13 protein-coding genes and 1 pseudogene are annotated in these 16,706 nt (G+C 60.8%); all 14 read right to left on the reverse strand.

Features of this window, described 5'->3' with window-relative positions:
* The 14 genes and pseudogenes from ATE70_RS10425 to ATE70_RS10490 all read right to left on the reverse strand — a co-directional run bounded on the left by ATE70_RS10425 (position 1) and on the right by ATE70_RS10490 (position 16,702).
* Positions 1-3,228, reverse strand: a complete 3,228-nt coding sequence (locus tag ATE70_RS10425) for a conjugal transfer protein TraG N-terminal domain-containing protein (RefSeq protein ID WP_058537883.1) — start codon at positions 3,226-3,228, stop codon at positions 1-3.
* Positions 3,229-3,252: 24 nt separating this feature from the next.
* Positions 3,253-4,701: a conjugal transfer protein TraH gene (locus ATE70_RS10430; RefSeq protein WP_058537884.1), complete on the reverse strand. Its 1,449-nt coding sequence runs from the start codon at positions 4,699-4,701 to the stop codon at positions 3,253-3,255.
* Positions 4,701-5,558, reverse strand: a complete 858-nt coding sequence (locus ATE70_RS10435) for a conjugal transfer protein TraF (RefSeq protein WP_058537885.1) — start codon at positions 5,556-5,558, stop codon at positions 4,701-4,703. The genes ATE70_RS10430 and ATE70_RS10435 overlap by 1 nt, the downstream gene beginning before the upstream one ends.
* Positions 5,539-5,940: a hypothetical protein gene (locus ATE70_RS10440; RefSeq protein WP_058537886.1), complete on the reverse strand. Its 402-nt coding sequence runs from the start codon at positions 5,938-5,940 to the stop codon at positions 5,539-5,541. Before ATE70_RS10440 ends, ATE70_RS10435 begins: the two co-directional genes overlap by 20 nt.
* Positions 5,941-5,973: 33 nt before the next feature.
* Entirely contained in the window at positions 5,974-6,366 is a 393-nt protein-coding gene (locus ATE70_RS10445) for a hypothetical protein (protein WP_058537887.1), read from the reverse strand.
* Positions 6,367-6,371: 5 nt separating this feature from the next.
* Positions 6,372-7,241: pseudogene (locus ATE70_RS25420) on the reverse strand (conjugal transfer protein TraN); the annotation flags it as partial.
* Between the two features lie 2,294 nt (positions 7,242-9,535).
* Positions 9,536-10,306, reverse strand: a complete 771-nt coding sequence (gene trbC, locus ATE70_RS10455) for a type-F conjugative transfer system pilin assembly protein TrbC (RefSeq protein WP_231732878.1) — start codon at positions 10,304-10,306, stop codon at positions 9,536-9,538.
* Positions 10,291-11,283: a conjugal transfer pilus assembly protein TraU gene (gene traU / locus ATE70_RS10460; protein ID WP_082640031.1), complete on the reverse strand. Its 993-nt coding sequence runs from the start codon at positions 11,281-11,283 to the stop codon at positions 10,291-10,293. Before traU ends, trbC begins: the two co-directional genes overlap by 16 nt.
* A 74-nt stretch (positions 11,284-11,357) precedes the next feature.
* Complete coding sequence (traW, locus tag ATE70_RS10465; RefSeq protein ID WP_058537889.1) at positions 11,358-12,005, reverse strand: type-F conjugative transfer system protein TraW; 648 nt, start codon at positions 12,003-12,005, stop codon at positions 11,358-11,360.
* Entirely contained in the window at positions 11,990-12,463 is a 474-nt protein-coding gene (locus ATE70_RS10470) for a S26 family signal peptidase (RefSeq protein WP_058538203.1), read from the reverse strand. The genes traW and ATE70_RS10470 overlap by 16 nt, the downstream gene beginning before the upstream one ends.
* A gap of 79 nt (positions 12,464-12,542) precedes the next feature.
* On the reverse strand, positions 12,543-13,130 hold the full coding sequence (locus tag ATE70_RS10475; RefSeq protein ID WP_058537890.1) for a TrbI F-type domain-containing protein: 588 nt from the start codon (positions 13,128-13,130) through the stop codon (positions 12,543-12,545).
* Positions 13,123-13,491 carry a hypothetical protein gene (locus ATE70_RS10480; protein WP_058537891.1) on the reverse strand — a complete coding sequence of 123 codons (369 nt, stop codon included), beginning with the start codon at positions 13,489-13,491 and terminating at the stop codon, positions 13,123-13,125. The genes ATE70_RS10475 and ATE70_RS10480 overlap by 8 nt, the downstream gene beginning before the upstream one ends.
* Positions 13,488-16,064, reverse strand: a complete 2,577-nt coding sequence (traC, locus tag ATE70_RS10485) for a type IV secretion system protein TraC (RefSeq protein ID WP_058537892.1) — start codon at positions 16,062-16,064, stop codon at positions 13,488-13,490. Before traC ends, ATE70_RS10480 begins: the two co-directional genes overlap by 4 nt.
* Positions 16,064-16,702 carry a hypothetical protein gene (locus ATE70_RS10490; RefSeq protein ID WP_156419783.1) on the reverse strand — a complete coding sequence of 213 codons (639 nt, stop codon included), beginning with the start codon at positions 16,700-16,702 and terminating at the stop codon, positions 16,064-16,066. The genes traC and ATE70_RS10490 overlap by 1 nt, the downstream gene beginning before the upstream one ends.
* Positions 16,703-16,706 lie beyond the last annotated feature (4 nt).

Here is a 16,706-nt window from a genome sequence, read left to right on the forward strand (position 1 = left end):
CTATCGTTTCCTACCGCGCCCACCCCGGGGTTTAGGATCATGCTCCAGATGGAGGTGGTTATTGGCCGGATTGTCCTTGAACGTCTCAAAATTGACGTCGTAATCTGGGCCAAGCCGTTCGCGCACATCCCGCGCCCATTGCTTTCCTTGGGCAACGCTGATGTCGCTTCCTCGCAGATCAACGCCCTTTCCTTCTGGATGCAAGCTGCCGCGAGTATGCTGGCTATCGCGCGCAGATGTGACCACGCGCTGTGGTAACCCGAGTGCCTGTGCCGAAGCCGCCGCCGCCGTCAGGGCTGGCGCCATGCTCGAGTCCATTGAGCTGAGGTTGGCGCCAGGCTTTACGTCGAGGCCAGCGGCGGACGCGACACCCCCGAGATTCACCCGCTGGCCACCAAGCGGCGCTTCGCCAGGGCCGTCCAGGCCGAGAGCTCGCATTGCGCCGGCAACGCCCGGCATTGTCCGTATAACCCAAGAATCGTTTCGAGCTTCGGCCGTTGCGCCAAGATTGTCGGCTTGCCGCCGATCGCCGAGCAGCGTTGCCCTCATTCCATGACCATAATCATCCAGCCTCGCTACACTGCCGTCAAGTCGGCCGCTAACGCTGTCCTCAAGCCCAACATCTCGAGCAGAACCGGTAACATCGACCGATGGCCCACGAGCAGCAATTTCTGCCATGCCGGCGGCACCGATCGCACGAACTTCGTTGGCAGTTGAGAACGACGGCCCCGCAATGGTCGCCCCCGGCGCATCGGGAACCACCCCGAGGTCGTGGTGCATTTGTTCGACCCGATCATCCATAAACTGCTTCACCAAGGCGTCCTGCGTGAGGGCTTGCGTCGGCGTCATATTGACCAGGCCCGGGTGATAGCTCTGATCGAGATGGCGGTTTTGAGGATCCATCATAGCTGTTTGAGCATAGCGCACGAAGTCTTGGCTAAGGTTCTTGTTGAGCGCGTAGCCGTCGCGCTCGAACTGCGAGAATTCGTTCGACCAGCGCTGATACTGGTCTTCGGCCCGCGACGCCTCCTCGCTGAGACTTTGCGAATGACGAAGGTCTTGAGAAACCTCCTGACCAAGTCCGCGGACTTGGCTATCTGTCGACGATGCCGTTGCACGATAGAAGCTCTCGCGCGCTTGGCGAGCCGCTTCAGAATTGGATTCCTTTTCGAGCCACTGATGTGCATCAGTATTTTGGGTCGAAGTCGAAACTCCTTGGTCGGTTCGGCGAGTATCGCTCGACCGTCCATCAAGCCCAGCTTTGAGGTCCGCAGACCCCGACAGCGGTCCGCCTTTCCCAGCGCTCAAGGCACCGGATGCACCAATACCAGCGCTCCCCGTCAATACGGTGTCTCGAGCAAGCTGATCGGCCTGACTCTTCGTCATGCCGAACTGGGTTTGCAGCGTATTCGACCAGCTCGAAGACAGATCCTGGACCTGCGCGATCGACGACTGCAGAGAGCGACCCTCTTCGGTTGTGGCGCTCGCCGACGTTTGCGCGGTGTCGAACAATCTCGCCGATTCCGTGCGGGTAGCCGCCCAGCTATCACTCGCGGCGACTCGCTTTTGTTCGACCACGCTGGAACCTTGGCTGAGCCCCTTTTGCAGCTGAGCCCCGAAATCTTTGCTAGCCGAGATACCGAACCCGAGGTTCGAAATGCCCTGGCTCGTGTCATAGGCGAACGTGCCGTCTTCATTGTATCGCGTGAACGCGCCGTCGCTCGAGCGCTGCTGGATCGTGCCGGCGCCGGTATTGAAACTCGGTGCCGTAGAATATTGGTCGCGGTTCAGCGTGTTGATCTGCCGATTCATCAGCGAGGCGTTGCCATATGCGTAGTTGCCCGTTGTGGCCTCTGCGGCCGCCTGCTCCGCGGCATTCTGGCTTGGCGAAAGAAAACTCGCCGAATGCGACGCGATCGCCATTGCGCCCTTGGCCATGCCTGCCGCGATAAACGGAACCGACATGATCATGTAGCCAGCGAGCGCGCCGACGTCCTGGTTCAGGGCCGAGATACCGGAGAAATTGGCGGCTGTGAGGCCACCATTGGCGCCCCACGACGCCAAGGAATCCTGCCAACGCGACATGAAAATCATGTTCAGGATGACGAAGAGCGGACCCCAAGCGGCGAGATAGAAGAAGCCGGTGATATAGCCCTTGGCAACCGTCATCCCGTTGGTAGGCAGCAACATCAGCAGAAACAGGATCGGGAACAACGAATAGAAGACAACCGTCAGCACAATGTTCAGCAACGGAACCCACTTCATCGCACCGCCGGCGATCGTCGAATAGGTGTTGCGGGTCTGGATGTCCGCGCGCGTCTGAGCAAAAGCGTCGATCGCGCCTTGCGCGGAACCGCTTGCAAAGCCGTCGCGCGCTTCGGACAAAGCATTGATGAACATTGCCTGCCTGACAAGCTGACCGCTGCTCGAGGCCATCCCCGCCGCTCCCATTCCGATCATGTCATTGTTAAGCCGGGCGGTCGCCTGTGCAGCGGGAATGCCGGGGAAGAACTGGGCGGCAATCTTCGGAGCAGCAACCGCATAGTAGCTGTTCCAGCCTGCGCTGATGAACGTGTAGGCAGTCTGACACGTTATGATTCCCGACGTGCCGTCAGGGTAGATATACTGCTGCGACAGAGCGACTGAGCCCGGTCCCATCGCGGTCAAGAGATCCGACGATTTCAGAATGTCGTCATATGTCTTGCGACCGAGAAGGACGTCATAAAAGACGCATTGTTTGAAATGCTCGTTGAGATTGGTCGCATAGACTGGATCGTCGATGCGGAGGCCCTGCGTCGCATCGAGTAGTTTTGCGCCATAAATCATGCCCCCTGTCGAATAGTTCAGGACCTGAGGCATCGCGAAAACAGTCTCGGCCGCGCGCGTAAGATAATCCCCGATCTGGCTCGTGAAGCCCGCGATCAGGCCGAGGCCGACGGGAACATTATCGACCACCGCGGCGGTAACGCCGGGATTGGTACGATCGGTGACCTTGACCGAGATGGTCGGCACCATCACCACCATATACATCAGCGTCGCCTGCATGAACCACTTGAGCAAGGCTCGCGGATCCATGTTCCACGCCGTGACAAGAAGCGCCCAGGTGAATGCCATCACCATCACGACGCGAATGAGGCCCCGGTAACCACCGGAGCCCGCCCACGACGCAACCGCGTTGAAGACGTTGACGAGATATTCGCCGCCGCCGACCGTGAAGACCTCGATCATCGCACGCGCTCCTTCAGCCCGAAATCAGGGCCGCAAACCTTGCGCTGAGAGAGCGCGGGAAAAATTGAGTGATGCCGCCATCCCCGGGGCCATCCGAGACTGCAGCGTGCTTTCGATCATCATCGCGCGATCGACGATCTCGAAGGTTCGCGTGACCCGCTGATTGACTGTGCTTTCGCGCTCGAACAGCCGCTGGCGCACGCGCGCGAGCTGCTCATTGAACTGACGCAGGTTTTCCGCATCGGCCTGATTGCTATTGTTCGACTGCCCCGCCGCAACCTGGTCGAGCATCCGCCGGACGATCGAGTTGAGGAGGTCGATCGCTGTGACTTCCGCGAGCGTGTTGAGCTCGCCCGGCGAGAGGTTGAAGCCCGATGCAGCCTGAACCGCAACTACCTTGTAAAGCGGGATGCTGGCGACTCCGAGAAGGTTCTTTTCTTCGATGGTCAGCGCCCCGTTCGTCCTCACCTTGTCACTCATCGACTGGATCAAGGCCGCAACACGGGGACGCAGCGCCGTGCCGCCCAGCGCCGGTATAGTGCGTCTGCCGGGGCCAAGGCACTTATCGGTTTCGTCACATCCCAAAACGTCGATCGGCTTGTCGCCGTCGAGCAGCGCATCGAGGATCGCAGGATCGCCCTCGCCACGATAAATGATGGGGAGCGGATCATTGTCGGACGGCCGCTTGCCAACGACGATCGTGCCGGTCAGTGTCATCACGAGCTCGCGCATCTGGCGATCGGCACTTTCGAGGGGCGATTGCTTGATCATGTCCCAGGCGTAGTTCTTCGGCCCCGGCGTCATTGCCGCGAGCGCCGGGTCTGTGTTCGAATTGATAGTCGAGGACCGCTCGCCGCCATTTCCGCAACCGCGGCGCGATTTTGCCCAATCCGAGAAGCGCCCTGCCGACGTACCGATCGACTGACAAATACGATCTTCGGCCGCATCGACCTTCGGCCACACGGCGCCGACGGCCGCCGCTGCGGACTCGCAGCTCTGCATGTTGAACTGGTTCACCTTGTTGGCGATGTCCTGCATCTGATCGATGACACCGCCAATTTGTGGGCTGATGCTGTCGATCGCGAGCTTGAAGGCGAAGCCGATCGCGTTGTTGGCGATCGCTTTCAGGTTCGCGACGAACTCCGACATGTTGATGAAGGAAAAGGAGCCGGTGAAGATGTCGATGCCGCCGCAACCCGCCCGAACCTTCGGGAGCTGGATATTGGCTGGGTAGACACTCTTTTGCGGGAAGCGTGCCCAGACGGAGCCCAGCGAATAGTAGCCGGCGGATTGTCCCTGATAGGCAGTCGCGCCGGTGGCATTCGCCGAGGCGCCCATGTCATTGAAGAACTCGCTCATCTCATCACCGACGCCCGCCTGTGCCGGCGCAGCTGCAACAGAGAGAGCAATCACGCCGATTCCTATGCGTGACACGGCGATGCGGATGCGCGCGACGAACGTAAGGTCAGCCATCAGAAGTCACTCCCCGCTTTGGTGCTCGTGAGCGTGAAAATCCGCTCGGTGATTTCGTCGGCCGACAAGATGCCCGTGCCGATTGGGATCGGCCGCTTGCGAACGGTGTCGTAAAGGACGAGCGCGGGCGTCGCCTTGGAGCTCAGACCCATCTTGGCGTGCTGGCCGACGTCGACGACGTAATTGGGAAAAACGCGGTTGGGGCCGCCGTCCATGGAGACGGCAACGACATTGAAGCCACTCCCATCAGCGAGCGATCGCAGGATTGGAGCAAAAATGTCGCAGGCACCGCAGCTCTGGGCGTAGAAGTAAAAGATCCCGTAGCGCTTCGAGAGATTGCGAAGCGCCATTTCCTGCTCCGCTTTGCGGTTATCAATCCATGCTCGCTTCGCCAGCGTCGTCACCGGGCGCTGCAAAGTGTAATCGAGATCGGGATTTTGCCACATGGACCGCTGCCAGACGTCCGAGAACATCGATGCGCGGTCCAGCTGTTCACGCTGGAAGCGGATATAGGCAGTTACGTTTTCTTCGGAGGGCTCAAGGATCGCCCTTGCCTTCAGCTCGTCAAGTTCCTTGGAGATCGAAGCTAGACGTTCGCTGGCTGCAGTAGCACTTGGCGCCGGCGTCTTCTTTTCGGAAGGTCGTGGTTTCGGCTTCTCGCAATAGAACCAGATCCCGAGCTTGCGATCGCCGCAATAGAAATCACCGGATGATGCCTCGCTGTCGTCGGCCGATCGGTCATTGGGAGATGATGCCGATTCGGCCGACTCTGGTTGCGGCTGCGCATATAGCGGTGAGCCGGCTGCGACCAAGCCGGCGCATGCGAGCGCGAGCGAACTACGGATCGCCTTCTTCATCTCGCTCCTCCATGTTGGAAATGCCGCTTTTCAGCGACCACATGACCGCTTTCGTGAGCGGCGCTTTGTGCATCGCGAGAACCTCGCGGCCGAGTGGCGTCGTCTGGACGAAGCCATGGTCGTTGTATTCGACCCATTCCTTCTCGATCATCGGCTGGATCGTGTGGGAGAGCTCTTCCGGATTGATTCCAAACCAATTCTGCATCGAGAGCATGACCTCTTCGACTGCCACCGGCGCATCGCCACCGGCTCGCAGCAATATTCCAAGCTGTAAACTGTTCACTTCGGGCCAATGGCCCGGGGCCATGATGAACCGCTCGATCCGCGCGAGATGAGCTTTCTGCTCCTCTGGGCTCAGGTGGTCGAACTCTTCCCTCTCCATGCGCGGCATCTCCCTTGCTGGCCAAGCGGACGGTCATTTGTCCGGCCTCCGTTTAGCCATGCTGACTCGGTCAGCGGAGAAGTCGGCTAGCCCGAACGAGTCGCTCATGCGCGCCAAATTTTCACAGCCCGTCGCAGTCGCAGGAAGCTTCAAATCGTCGTCGTCCCGCGCCAACCAACAATTGCCGACCGGACCGTCGTCCAGCTCGCGCATGGTAAGCGGCGGAGGAAAACACCTACCCACCAAATACTTGATCTTATTGGCCTCGATCGGCGCTTCGCCGCTGTAGAGTTTCAGAACGGCCCATTCGTGGATTATCACGTCAGGAATATCTGAACGCTCCACCACGGCAGCGCGCAGCGAACACGGTGGACTATTTGCCGGCGCCTGGTCGATGGCGGCCCTGATCGGCGTGGAGTCGGTCATCTGCGTCAATTCCCTCCCGGGCCAGGTTGGCCTCCCGGTCCATTCTGCCTGTAATAAGCATCGATCTTTGCTTGAATCTCGCTGGCCATCTGAGCCTCTTCCGGGAGCTTTACGGCTTCGAGGAAGTCCGCGTAGATGTCGGAGAAATCCATCTTGCTCATGTCGAGGCGCGAAAATTCGTCGATCGTGAAGCCCGCGCACTGCTCTTCCTTGGGCTTGCCCCACGGCTTGTCGATTTGCGGGCGGCCCTGTTCCTGCAGGATCCGCGTGAGCTTCGATTCAAAGCAGCAATAGGCCTTGCGCTTCGTCTGGCAGACCCCGAGGAAGCTCGATGAACAGTAGCTCCCGATCGACACGCACAACCCGAGGCGGTCTTTCACATCAAGCTGCTTTTCCTCGTTCGAACAGAGGAATGTGGTCAGGAACTGCGTCGCGATACCCGCGAGCACAGCGGGGCCGCCACCCAGCCCGGCCCAAGCGGCCGCGGCCGCGACACCACCGCTGAAAAGACCCGACACCTTGCCGGCGCAGCAATTGACCAAACCGAACACCGGCTTGTGGCATGTTTCGCGCGTCCCTTTGAACAGGCCGAGCGTGTCGGGATCGAATTCCTTCCCGACCTGATCGATCGCGCCGAGCGCAACGAGCGCATCCTTGAACTCGTTGGACGCCTCATCCTCGATCTGGCTGCAGCTCCCGTTGATGCAATACACCGACCCGCCACAAACATATTCCTTCACGTCGGTCGGGGTTGAATTCGGAATCGGGCATTTGAAGGTGCGTTCCATGACCTTGCACGGACCGTTCGGCTCTTCGTCCAGACAGGTGTCGCGCAAATGACTGCACTTGGGATTGGCCTCGAGCTCCGCGCACTCGCTCTGGCCAGCACTTTCGCCGTAACAGGCGCCATTCTGTTCGGTGGTTCCCTGTGGGCAAGCCATAGTGACCGTCGCCGGCTGCGACAGAGTCAGCGAACACGTCGTGCCCGACAGGGTGTAATTGGCGGGGCAGCTATAATTGGGCTGTGCCGGATAGGTCTTGGTGCACGTCGTCCCCGACAGGGTGAATTCGGCAGGGCAGCTATAATTCGTGATCGCGGGCTGCGTCTCGGTCTTGCTGCACATATTGCCATCGAGGCTGTAACCGGTCGGGCAGGAGAAGATCGGTGTCGCCGGCTGCGAGAGCGCCGACTTGCACTTGTCGCCCTGGACTTCCCAGCCTGCCGGGCAACTATATGTAACGTCGGCAGGCTGCGCGAGGTCAATCGTGCAGACAGAGCCCGCCAGACTGCCACCGTTCGGGCAGCTATAGGTGACGGTCGCGCTGGTCTCATCGGTACGCGAGCAGGTCGTTCCCAAGAGGTTGAAACCGGTGGGGCAGTAATAGACCGGTGACGCCGAGGTCGACGTGACGATCGTGCAGGTCGTTCCATTCAGCACACCGCCGCTGGGGCAGGTATGCGTGACGGTCGCGGGCAAAGTGCTACTGGTGTTACAAACATTGCCAGCCAGCGTGCCGCCGCTCGGGCAGCTATACGTTACCGAGGCGGGGCTGGACGAGCTCGTTTGACAAGTGGTCCCGTTGAGCGTCCCGCCGTTCGGGCAGCTATAGGAGACGGTCCCGGGCGTTGCCGAGACCATCGTGCACATGGAGCCTTCAAGGACAGTACCGCCCGGGCATGTATAATTGACCTTCGGATGGAAGAAGCACTTCCGGCCCGAGTAGCCTTGGGCAACACCTTCCTTGTAGAAGCCGATCCAGCCCGTGGGGCAGGTCTTGCCGGTTTTAATCATGCCGCAATAGGTTTGGCCCTCGAAGGTATAGGGGTCCATCGGGATGGCCCACCCGCTGCACTGGTAGACTGGCGTGCCCGGCGTCTGCGATGTCGTCATGCAGTTCGTGCCGTTGAGCGTCCCGCCGTTGGGACAGCTGTAACTGGCGGTCGCCGCGTAGCTACCCGAAGTGACGCATTCGCTCCCCTGCAGCGTCCCCCCATTCGGGCAGCTATAATTCGGCGTGGCGCCATAGCTGCCTGTCGCCGTGCAACTTGTCCCGACGAGTGTATAGCCCGACGGGCAGCTGTAATTGGGGACGGCAGTGTACGTCCCCGTCTGCGTGCAGGTCGTGCCGGAGAGGTCGTAGCCCGCAGGGCACGTATAGCGAACCTCCGCCGGCTGCGAGAGCGTCCGCGAGCACGTCGTGCCGGTCAGATTATACCCGTTCGGGCAGCTATAGCTGGCCGTCGCCGCATAGGTCGATTTCGACCGGCACGTGGTGCCCTCGAGAATATATCCTGCCGGGCAGTTGTAGTTCGGGGTGGCCGACTGCTGAATGGTGCGAACACAGCGATCACCTTCGAGCATATAGTCTGCCGGGCAGCTATATCCGGTGATGACCGCCGCCTCGGTCGTCGTGCGAGTGCAGGTTGTGCCCTGCAGGCTGAAGCCCGGGGGACAGCTGTAACTCGACACGGCCGCGGGCTGGGTAACGACGCAAGTCGTTCCTTGCAGAACGCCGCCATCCGGACAAGTGTAGGTCACGTCCGCCGGCTGCGTGAGCGTCTTGGTGCAGGTCCGCCCGACGAGCGTATACCCATCAGGGCAGCTCAGTTCTTCAACGCGATCCGGGGTGGTTACGGTTACGCCGACGTCACAAGTCGCGTCATAATAGTCCTGCTTTTCGCCGACTTTGACCTCTTCGCAGGTGCCCGGGGTATTGGAGATATTTTCACCGAGCCCCGAGCTTCCGGCGTTTTCGTTGATCTCCTGACCCTTCTGGCGAATGTCCTCGAGCCACGCTGGATCGACCTGCGAACGGTTGGCGTCGCCGCCCATCATCACCTGCCAAGCTTCGTTCCCGACGGCGCTGCCGCCCGCCGAATTCAGCGCTCCGTCATCGCTACCGAACAGATTCGATAGATCGTCGGGCGCAGTCGCGTAGCCAGGGATGACGTCTGAATTGACTTCCTGGTCGGGGATCGAGGCGGCGCCTTCTTTCCCAGATTTGGCAAAGGCCTCGCCGTCTTTGCCCGCGGCGGTGATTTCTCCCGAGGCCGGCGCCGTCTGCGCGAGTGCATTCAGGGGGGCCGCAACCGAAAGCGATATTGCCCCACATATGCCTACAGCACACCGGGTCCAACGCTGCACGGCGCCGAAAAGCAGGTTGTCGCTCATATGCCCCGGCCTCCCTTCAGCCGCGCAAGCGCCTGGCCAGCGATCGGCGCGCCCGGGCCACGCCCGTCGACAAACGTCTCGAGCGCGTATTCAAGCGGTACGTTTCCGCTCATGCGATCGAAGGGTGGGACAGAGGTCCGGCAGTTGAACCCATCGCAAAGCTCGAACTCGGACGTCACGACGACGATCGCCGGCACGGCGGTCACGTCGAATGCGCGAAATAGCCGGGGATCTATACCGATGCTGCCGTAGGCGTCTTCATTGTCGACAACCTTCATGATGCCCTGCTGGAAGGCTTTCATGGAGTTGCCCGGGAAGCCGTTAAAGACGACCGTGCCGCCAGCCTTCGCCGTGTCGCGAATGAGCTTCTTCAGGCTCTGTTCCGGCATCGACAAGGACGCAAACACGATGAGCTGGGGTGCTCCCTTATCACTCGCCTCGAGATCGTTAGAAGCCTGCAACATCTGATCGAAGTCGATCGGGCCTGCAGGACCGCCACCGAGGATCCCTCTGTTATCGCGAAGATTGCGATTCCCGCCATCGGCGGCCGACTTCGCCTCTTCGCGCATCTCCTCGCCGCGCCGCGCAACTTCGCGGACGAGCGCTTCCGCATCCGGATCGGCAGCTTCGCCGCGGCTCAGCACCGCTTGAAGATCCAGCCCGTCCACAGTTTGCGCCAGAACGGCGACGCCGCCGACCACGCTGATTGCGGCGGCGGCCGCCAAGACCTTGGCCTTGCGAGACCAATTGTTCAAAGGACGCAGCAATTTCGCTTCCTCCACACAAGATAACCCATGTCTTCACCGACAGCGGGATAGGTGTTGCCGGATCCGGGCTTCATGTCGGAGGCGCCGATCGGCGGGCAGGCCCAACGGCCCTTGACCATCGGCGAGGGCACGGTGGCCTGAAACCGGTACTGCTGCTTGCGCATGATCGGCATGATATATTTGCCGCACAGACCCTTCTTGCCCATGGTTCCCCACGCGATGCCTTGGCGGTGCAATTTGAATGCAAATCGCGACAGCGCGAGGCGGCTGGACTGGACATGGCCGATATGCTCGGAGATGTTCCCGTTCATCGGGTACATCGATCCGAGGCAGCCGGCGCACCAGAAGAGCGGGTCGAGCGGGAGCTTCAGGGTAGCTGCCCCGCAATCGGCAGAACAAGCGGTCTGCGCGATGGGATTGGCGAACAATGCAACTTCGGGATTGATGAGCGCCGTGAGTGCGTCATCCTGCCACAGCGGATCGATCTCGGTCACATACGCGATATCGAACGAGGCCTGCTCGAGGCAGGCGACGTCGGTCAATAGTTCCATCCAGTATAGCAGCGGATAGACGTACCAATGGACGTGCCATTTTGCGCCGCGATCGTGCCCATCAACACTGTCGGCCGCACGGCCATGACCGATATTGAAGCCCGGCGAAATCTTCTTGCCGCCGAGGCTCGCGAAACACCAAGGCTTCATCGTAACATCGGCAAGCCGAACCGGTTCCCAGAACCCCATTGCGACGCCGATCCGCGGCAACGGAGACCCGCAGGCGCAAATTGGGAGGTCAGGATTTTCGGTGTCGGGACGATTGGACGGCATGATCTTAAGCCCGCCGACCGAGAGCGGGAACAAGCACGACCAGCAAACGTCGGTTACCGGGTTGACGAACTTACCCGTACATTTTCCGGGCGTGCCCTCAATTCCAGGCTTTATCTGAGCACTCGCCGTGGGTGCAGATGCGGACATCGCCATCACCGAAGCAAGCAGCAGCGTCGCCGGAAGCCATCGACGCGCAAACGCGGCTGCGAAGATTTTTGCCAAGAAACTCATTTTCGGCCAACCCCGAGCGGGACTTCCGAGACGCGCATGACCTTGCCGTCCGGCTCCACGATCGCCGGCACGGCGCGAATACCGAAGCGACCGACCAAGAAGCCACCTTGGTCGAAATAGAAACGGCGCTGATGCTGCGTCATCGCATCGAGCGGTGCGCCCTTCACCATGATCAGCTTAGCGGACTGGTCGTCGAAGCGGCGCAGCGCCCAATTGAGCTGGTCCCTGTCATCGCCGTCGATGAACACAAGCTTCTGGCGAATCGTAACGAAATCCATCGGATTGACGCGCTGGCCTGCCCGCGCGATCGCGTTGCCCTTATTGTCGAAGATGTCCTTCTCCACGACCATCGCCGGATCGAAGATCCAGCTGCGTGCGCGCACCGCCAGTGCGATGCCAGCTACCGGTCGAGGACGCCGGACACCCGCTTCCGTGCGCCGAGTGAGCTCGGCATTCATGCGCTCAATTCCCCCGCTGGCTTCGAGGGTCCGCAACTTCTGTTCGATCGTGCGGAGAAGATCGGGCTCCGTGATGCGAAAGACCGCGCCTTGCTGGCCATAGTCCTTTGCCGCGGCCAGAGGTGCGAAGGCGCTGCACGCGACCGCTCCAAGAAGAAGCAGGCGCCGCCTCACAGGAGTGACCATTTCGAGACGCCGAGAATTTGACGCCGGCAGACGAACCCGATCGCGGCATACCGGCTATCGAAGCCATCGGGATGCGGACTGCCCATATAATAGCAGCCGTCGGGAATCACGCCGGTCGGTCCGGCTTCCAGCTTCTCCCCCCTCGACGACAAAGGCTTGAGCTTCCCGACCACGCGCTCCGACGGCGCATCGCCGTGCGGGCCAGCTTCCCAGCTCAGGATAACATCCGACCCGCGATGCAAGATTTTGTCGCCCGGCATTCCATAGACGATCTTGCCGAACGCTGGAGGTTCAGCCCCGAAGTGCGCATGGACGAGCGGATTGGACGGCGGAATGAAGAACGCTATTTCCCCGCGCTCCAAGCGCTTACCCCGCTCGAAGAAATAGGCCCAATTGGGCAACGATGGCGTCCGGTTGATGAGGAAGCCGTGGGTTTGCGCAAAGTTGTCGAGCGACAACCACGCTCCGGTCCCAGCTACCGCGACGATCGCTATCAGCGAATTCCGCCAGAACGGCGAGCGCACCCATGCCATTTCGTCACTGGCCCCCGCCGGGCAGCAAACCTTCACCACCGCCGAAGAGGGGGGCGGGCGCTGGCGCCGGCATAGTTTGCGCCGCCGGCGGCGAGGTCGGCGCCAGACCAGGCATCGCCGGGGCACCCATCATGCCGCCGACACGGGGAGGAGGATTCCGCTTGATGAACTCGCCAACCGCCGACCGGACCTCAGGGGTGATATCCGGAACCGACGCTGCCACGACCGCTTCGCTGACGACGATCGTCTCGCCGGCGGCGGCCCGATCCTGCAGCGTCTTCTGCATTGCCGACATGAAATGACGCGTGTCGGCGTCCACTTGTTCCGCGCTCACGCCCGACCGGGCTTCAGCCATGATGAAGTCGTTCGCCATCCCCGCCAGGCTGATCGAAACGATGCGTCGATCTTTCAGGATCAGCAGCTCGCGCGTTGTCCAACCGCCCCAGACAAGGGCCGCGATCAAAGCGGTCCCCGTTGCGAGCTGCCCCCAGGTGAAACCGGCGAAGCCGCCCCGCCGCGCCGCCGGCGCAGTCGCATCCGTTGCCGGAACGAGCGGCTCATCGCCGACCTTCAAAACCAATTGTTCAGTCATTGGAAATTTCCCCCTGATTGGGTGCCTTATCGGCCATCAGCGCGCCGCGCCGGGTGATGCAGAAAAACAGGACACAGCCGCCGAAGAGGTACAGAAGGACCTCAGCGAATTCGGAACGACGCAGATCGTCGGCTGCGACATAATGGTTCGACAGATTGGCCGCCTCGACGAAGAACTGGTCGACGCTGGCGTTCGCCATAAGCACAAAAAGACCGAGGATGAGGCCTGCAGCAGCAAGGCAATTGATCGCCAGCCAGCACGTCACCGAGACCAGCGAATAGGCGAAATCCTGGAGCAGCTTGCGGGGCTGGATATCCACAGCGCGCGCACGGTGCGACAGCGGTGCGGCCGAGACGGTCATTCCGCTGCCTCCGCATACCCGTCACTGCGGCCGCCACGGGCATTCTCTCGACCGGGGAAGGACACCTCCTCGATCGCCTCCGCCATGGTAAGGCCGGCTGCCACCTTGCGGTCGATCGATGCGAAGACCTGTGGGCTCGACGAATAAAGCGTCGACGAATACGGATCGAGCACGAGGCGACCGAGAGCGAGCATCTCGGGGCCCTTGATCATCACGTCTGAATACTCGGTGCCGTTGCGCTTCAGCGATCGCATCATGGCCTCGACGGCATCGCTCATATCGAACCGGTTGAGTTTTTTGAAATCCGCGATCGTTTCCGGCTTTTGCTGCAGGATCACAAACCAGTCGCTGTTTTCCAGCGCCGCGATCGACCCTTCAGATTTGTAATAATCGTTGAGCGACTGCGTTGCGGTGATGAGCGAGGAACCATATTTGCGGCAGGTTCGCGCATAGGTCTCGACGAAATCGGCCATCGAGCCGCCCTTGAGGAGCTGCCAAGCTTCATCGAGCAACAACGCCTTGCGCGTGCCGCGATCCTTACGCATCGCCTGGGCCGACAGGAACATGATTGCCGCCAACACCACGGACCTAAGCTCTTCGCGAGCGGACAGATCCGACAATTCGAACACCGTGAGGGACGCCCCGATCTTCAAAGTGGATTGGCCTTTGAAAAAACGGCCGTAAGTACCGCCATCTGCAAACGGACGCATCGCGATCGCGAGCGCCTCGCCTTGGACGTGTCCGGTGTCCTTCAGCGACGAAATGACCCCATCGATCGAACCGCGAATGCCGTGCGCTTCCCACTCTGCATTAACCGCGGCGTCGATGAGACCGCGCTCTGTGTCGTCGAGACGATCGATGTGCCTACCCATCTGACCGATGATCGCCTTGAGCATCGCAATGCAATCGAGCCTATAATCCTCGTCCTGCCTTGCTTCTTCCTCATCGATCATCGAGAAGGGATTCAGGCAGAAACCCGAGCTCATCGTAAACTCGACAAATTCGCCGTTCTGCAGCTTGCTGCTATGTTCGAAGCTTCGGCCGTCATCGATGACGATGACCTTCGCGCCGGCGCCGACCAGTGCCGACGTCATTTCCTGAAGAAACACCGACTTACCTGAACCAGACTTGCCAAAGACGGCCACATTGTGGTTGCCGGCGGTGTTTTCGAACGGCGACCAGAAGAAAGGCTGACCGCGGCGGCCGAGAAGCAGCATGTGCGGTATCAGACCGCCATTATATTCGCCCTGCAGCGGAGCAATGTTCGCGACGGTAGTGGTCAACATCGTCCGGAAGCGCTTCAAGCGCTCGAAGTCCCTAGCCAGACCATTGGCCATCGTCAGCGGCATCACAGCCAGCAAGCCCGCCATCTGCAAATAGCGCTCGTCCTGAAGCTCCCAACCCGCTGCCTTATAGACCGCCTTGAGGTTGCGTTCATTGCGGTCGCCATCGCCGTATGGCGAAACGCTCATCACGCCGTAAAAAACGCGCACGAGTTTTTGACCCTGCCGGAGCTGGTCCTGGACATATTCCCACTCGCGCGACTGATCGCGGACCTGCGGAGTGAATTTGGCGCTCTGAGAATTGGCGAGGCTCGTCGTGCGCATGAACTTGAAGGACGCCTTGGCAGTGGCCGCATGCTCGTCCGGGTAGTAGATCGTGAGCAGGGTCGCGATCGGGCACGGCATACGAAGTTTGTCGATATAGGGGTCGCCAATAAGGCGAACGGTGTCCCACGGCGCCCAACGGGGCGGGAGATTTCGGATCGCATAGCAGCGGAAGTCGAAACGGTCGGGGACGACCTCGCCGATTTCCGGCGTGCCATCCTGAAGCGCACCGAGAGCGCGAAACCGTTCGGTGCGCACCAGAATCCGGTTCGGATCGGTGACGATCTCCATATCGCGGCGCACGGCCTGATCGGCAATCGGATCGAAGCGGTTATAATCCACCACGTCCTCGCCCGAAACGGTCGTCGGCGAGGTCAAATCATCAATGAGCTTCAAAAGCCCAACCGGATCGAGGATCTGAGACTCGACATCGATCGACCGCAACATTGACGACATGGATTCGCGCAGCGCGATCAACTCTTCGTCGGTGACTTTCGCGCCTTCCGGAACTCCGAGCGAGATCAAGACGCGATGCGACCGGAGGTGAAAGGGCGCGTCGGTCGAGAGGCTCGACCAAACGCCCTGTTCGAGATAGTCGGCGCGGTGCTGCGCGATGCGCTCGTAGACACCCTTCGCCATCTGCCGCGGCACGAACCACTGCACCATGCGATCGGCGATACGGGGGCTCATCCATTGAAGGATCTGGATCGAGGTCTTGTCGGGTATGCCTTCCGACAGGAATTGCGCGATGATTTCGCTGGTCTGATCGTCGGCGCCGACCAACGGCGAGACTTCGAGAATGAAGCCGCGCGAGGCGCTATTGTAATAAAGCCCCGTCTTCGGATCGAAACTCCGATATGGAAGCCAATCGGCGAACATCGGAATTGCGGTCGACGGCAACGCCTTGTCGACCTTGCGCGGACCGCCCAGCAGTTCGCCGAGGAACTTATCGAGCCAGCCCGCCATCAGTTGCCGTCCGGTGCGGGTTGTCCGCCGAGTCCTGGTGCGGTGACGACCGTATCCCCTTGCGCAGTAGCCGCTATCGCCGCCGCCGTCGCCGCATCGGCTGGCGGAACGTCCACGGGCTCGGTGCCCTTTCGCGTTGCAGAAAGCCGGCGTTCGACTTCGGCCCGGAAAACCTCACCGGTTATAGGCTTTGCGGATATCGGCTGCGAAACACTGGCCAGCTCCGCCGGCGCCGGCGCCCCCGCCGCGAGCTCAACCAACGACAACCGGGCAGGGATCGCCGCGCCGGGGCCAGCCAGCTGACGATCGGCGGAGTGACCTGCAGCAAGCTGCGGCTCGACGTAGACCACCGTTTCATCACGCCAGCGACCGAAACGATCCGTCCGCGCAGGCAGAACGACTTTAAGCGATGCTGCGGAATGGGCCGCTGCAGCGCTCGCTGCAATCGGGGAAGCGGCGGCGCCCGCTGCGGCGCCACCCATCATGGAGGCAATCGCCTGATCGTCGATATTCGAAGTTGGCGAACAAATGCCATCGGGAGCGCGGCATATGAAGTTCCCTTTGACGTTTCCGCCCATAGAGGCACAGCCCGTGAGGGCGAGCGCAGCGGGCAGAATTAGAAGCGGTGAAGCACGCATGTCG

Source organism: Sphingopyxis sp. H053 (genome assembly GCF_001468225.1).
Taxonomy (GTDB): Bacteria; Pseudomonadota; Alphaproteobacteria; order Sphingomonadales; family Sphingomonadaceae; genus Sphingopyxis.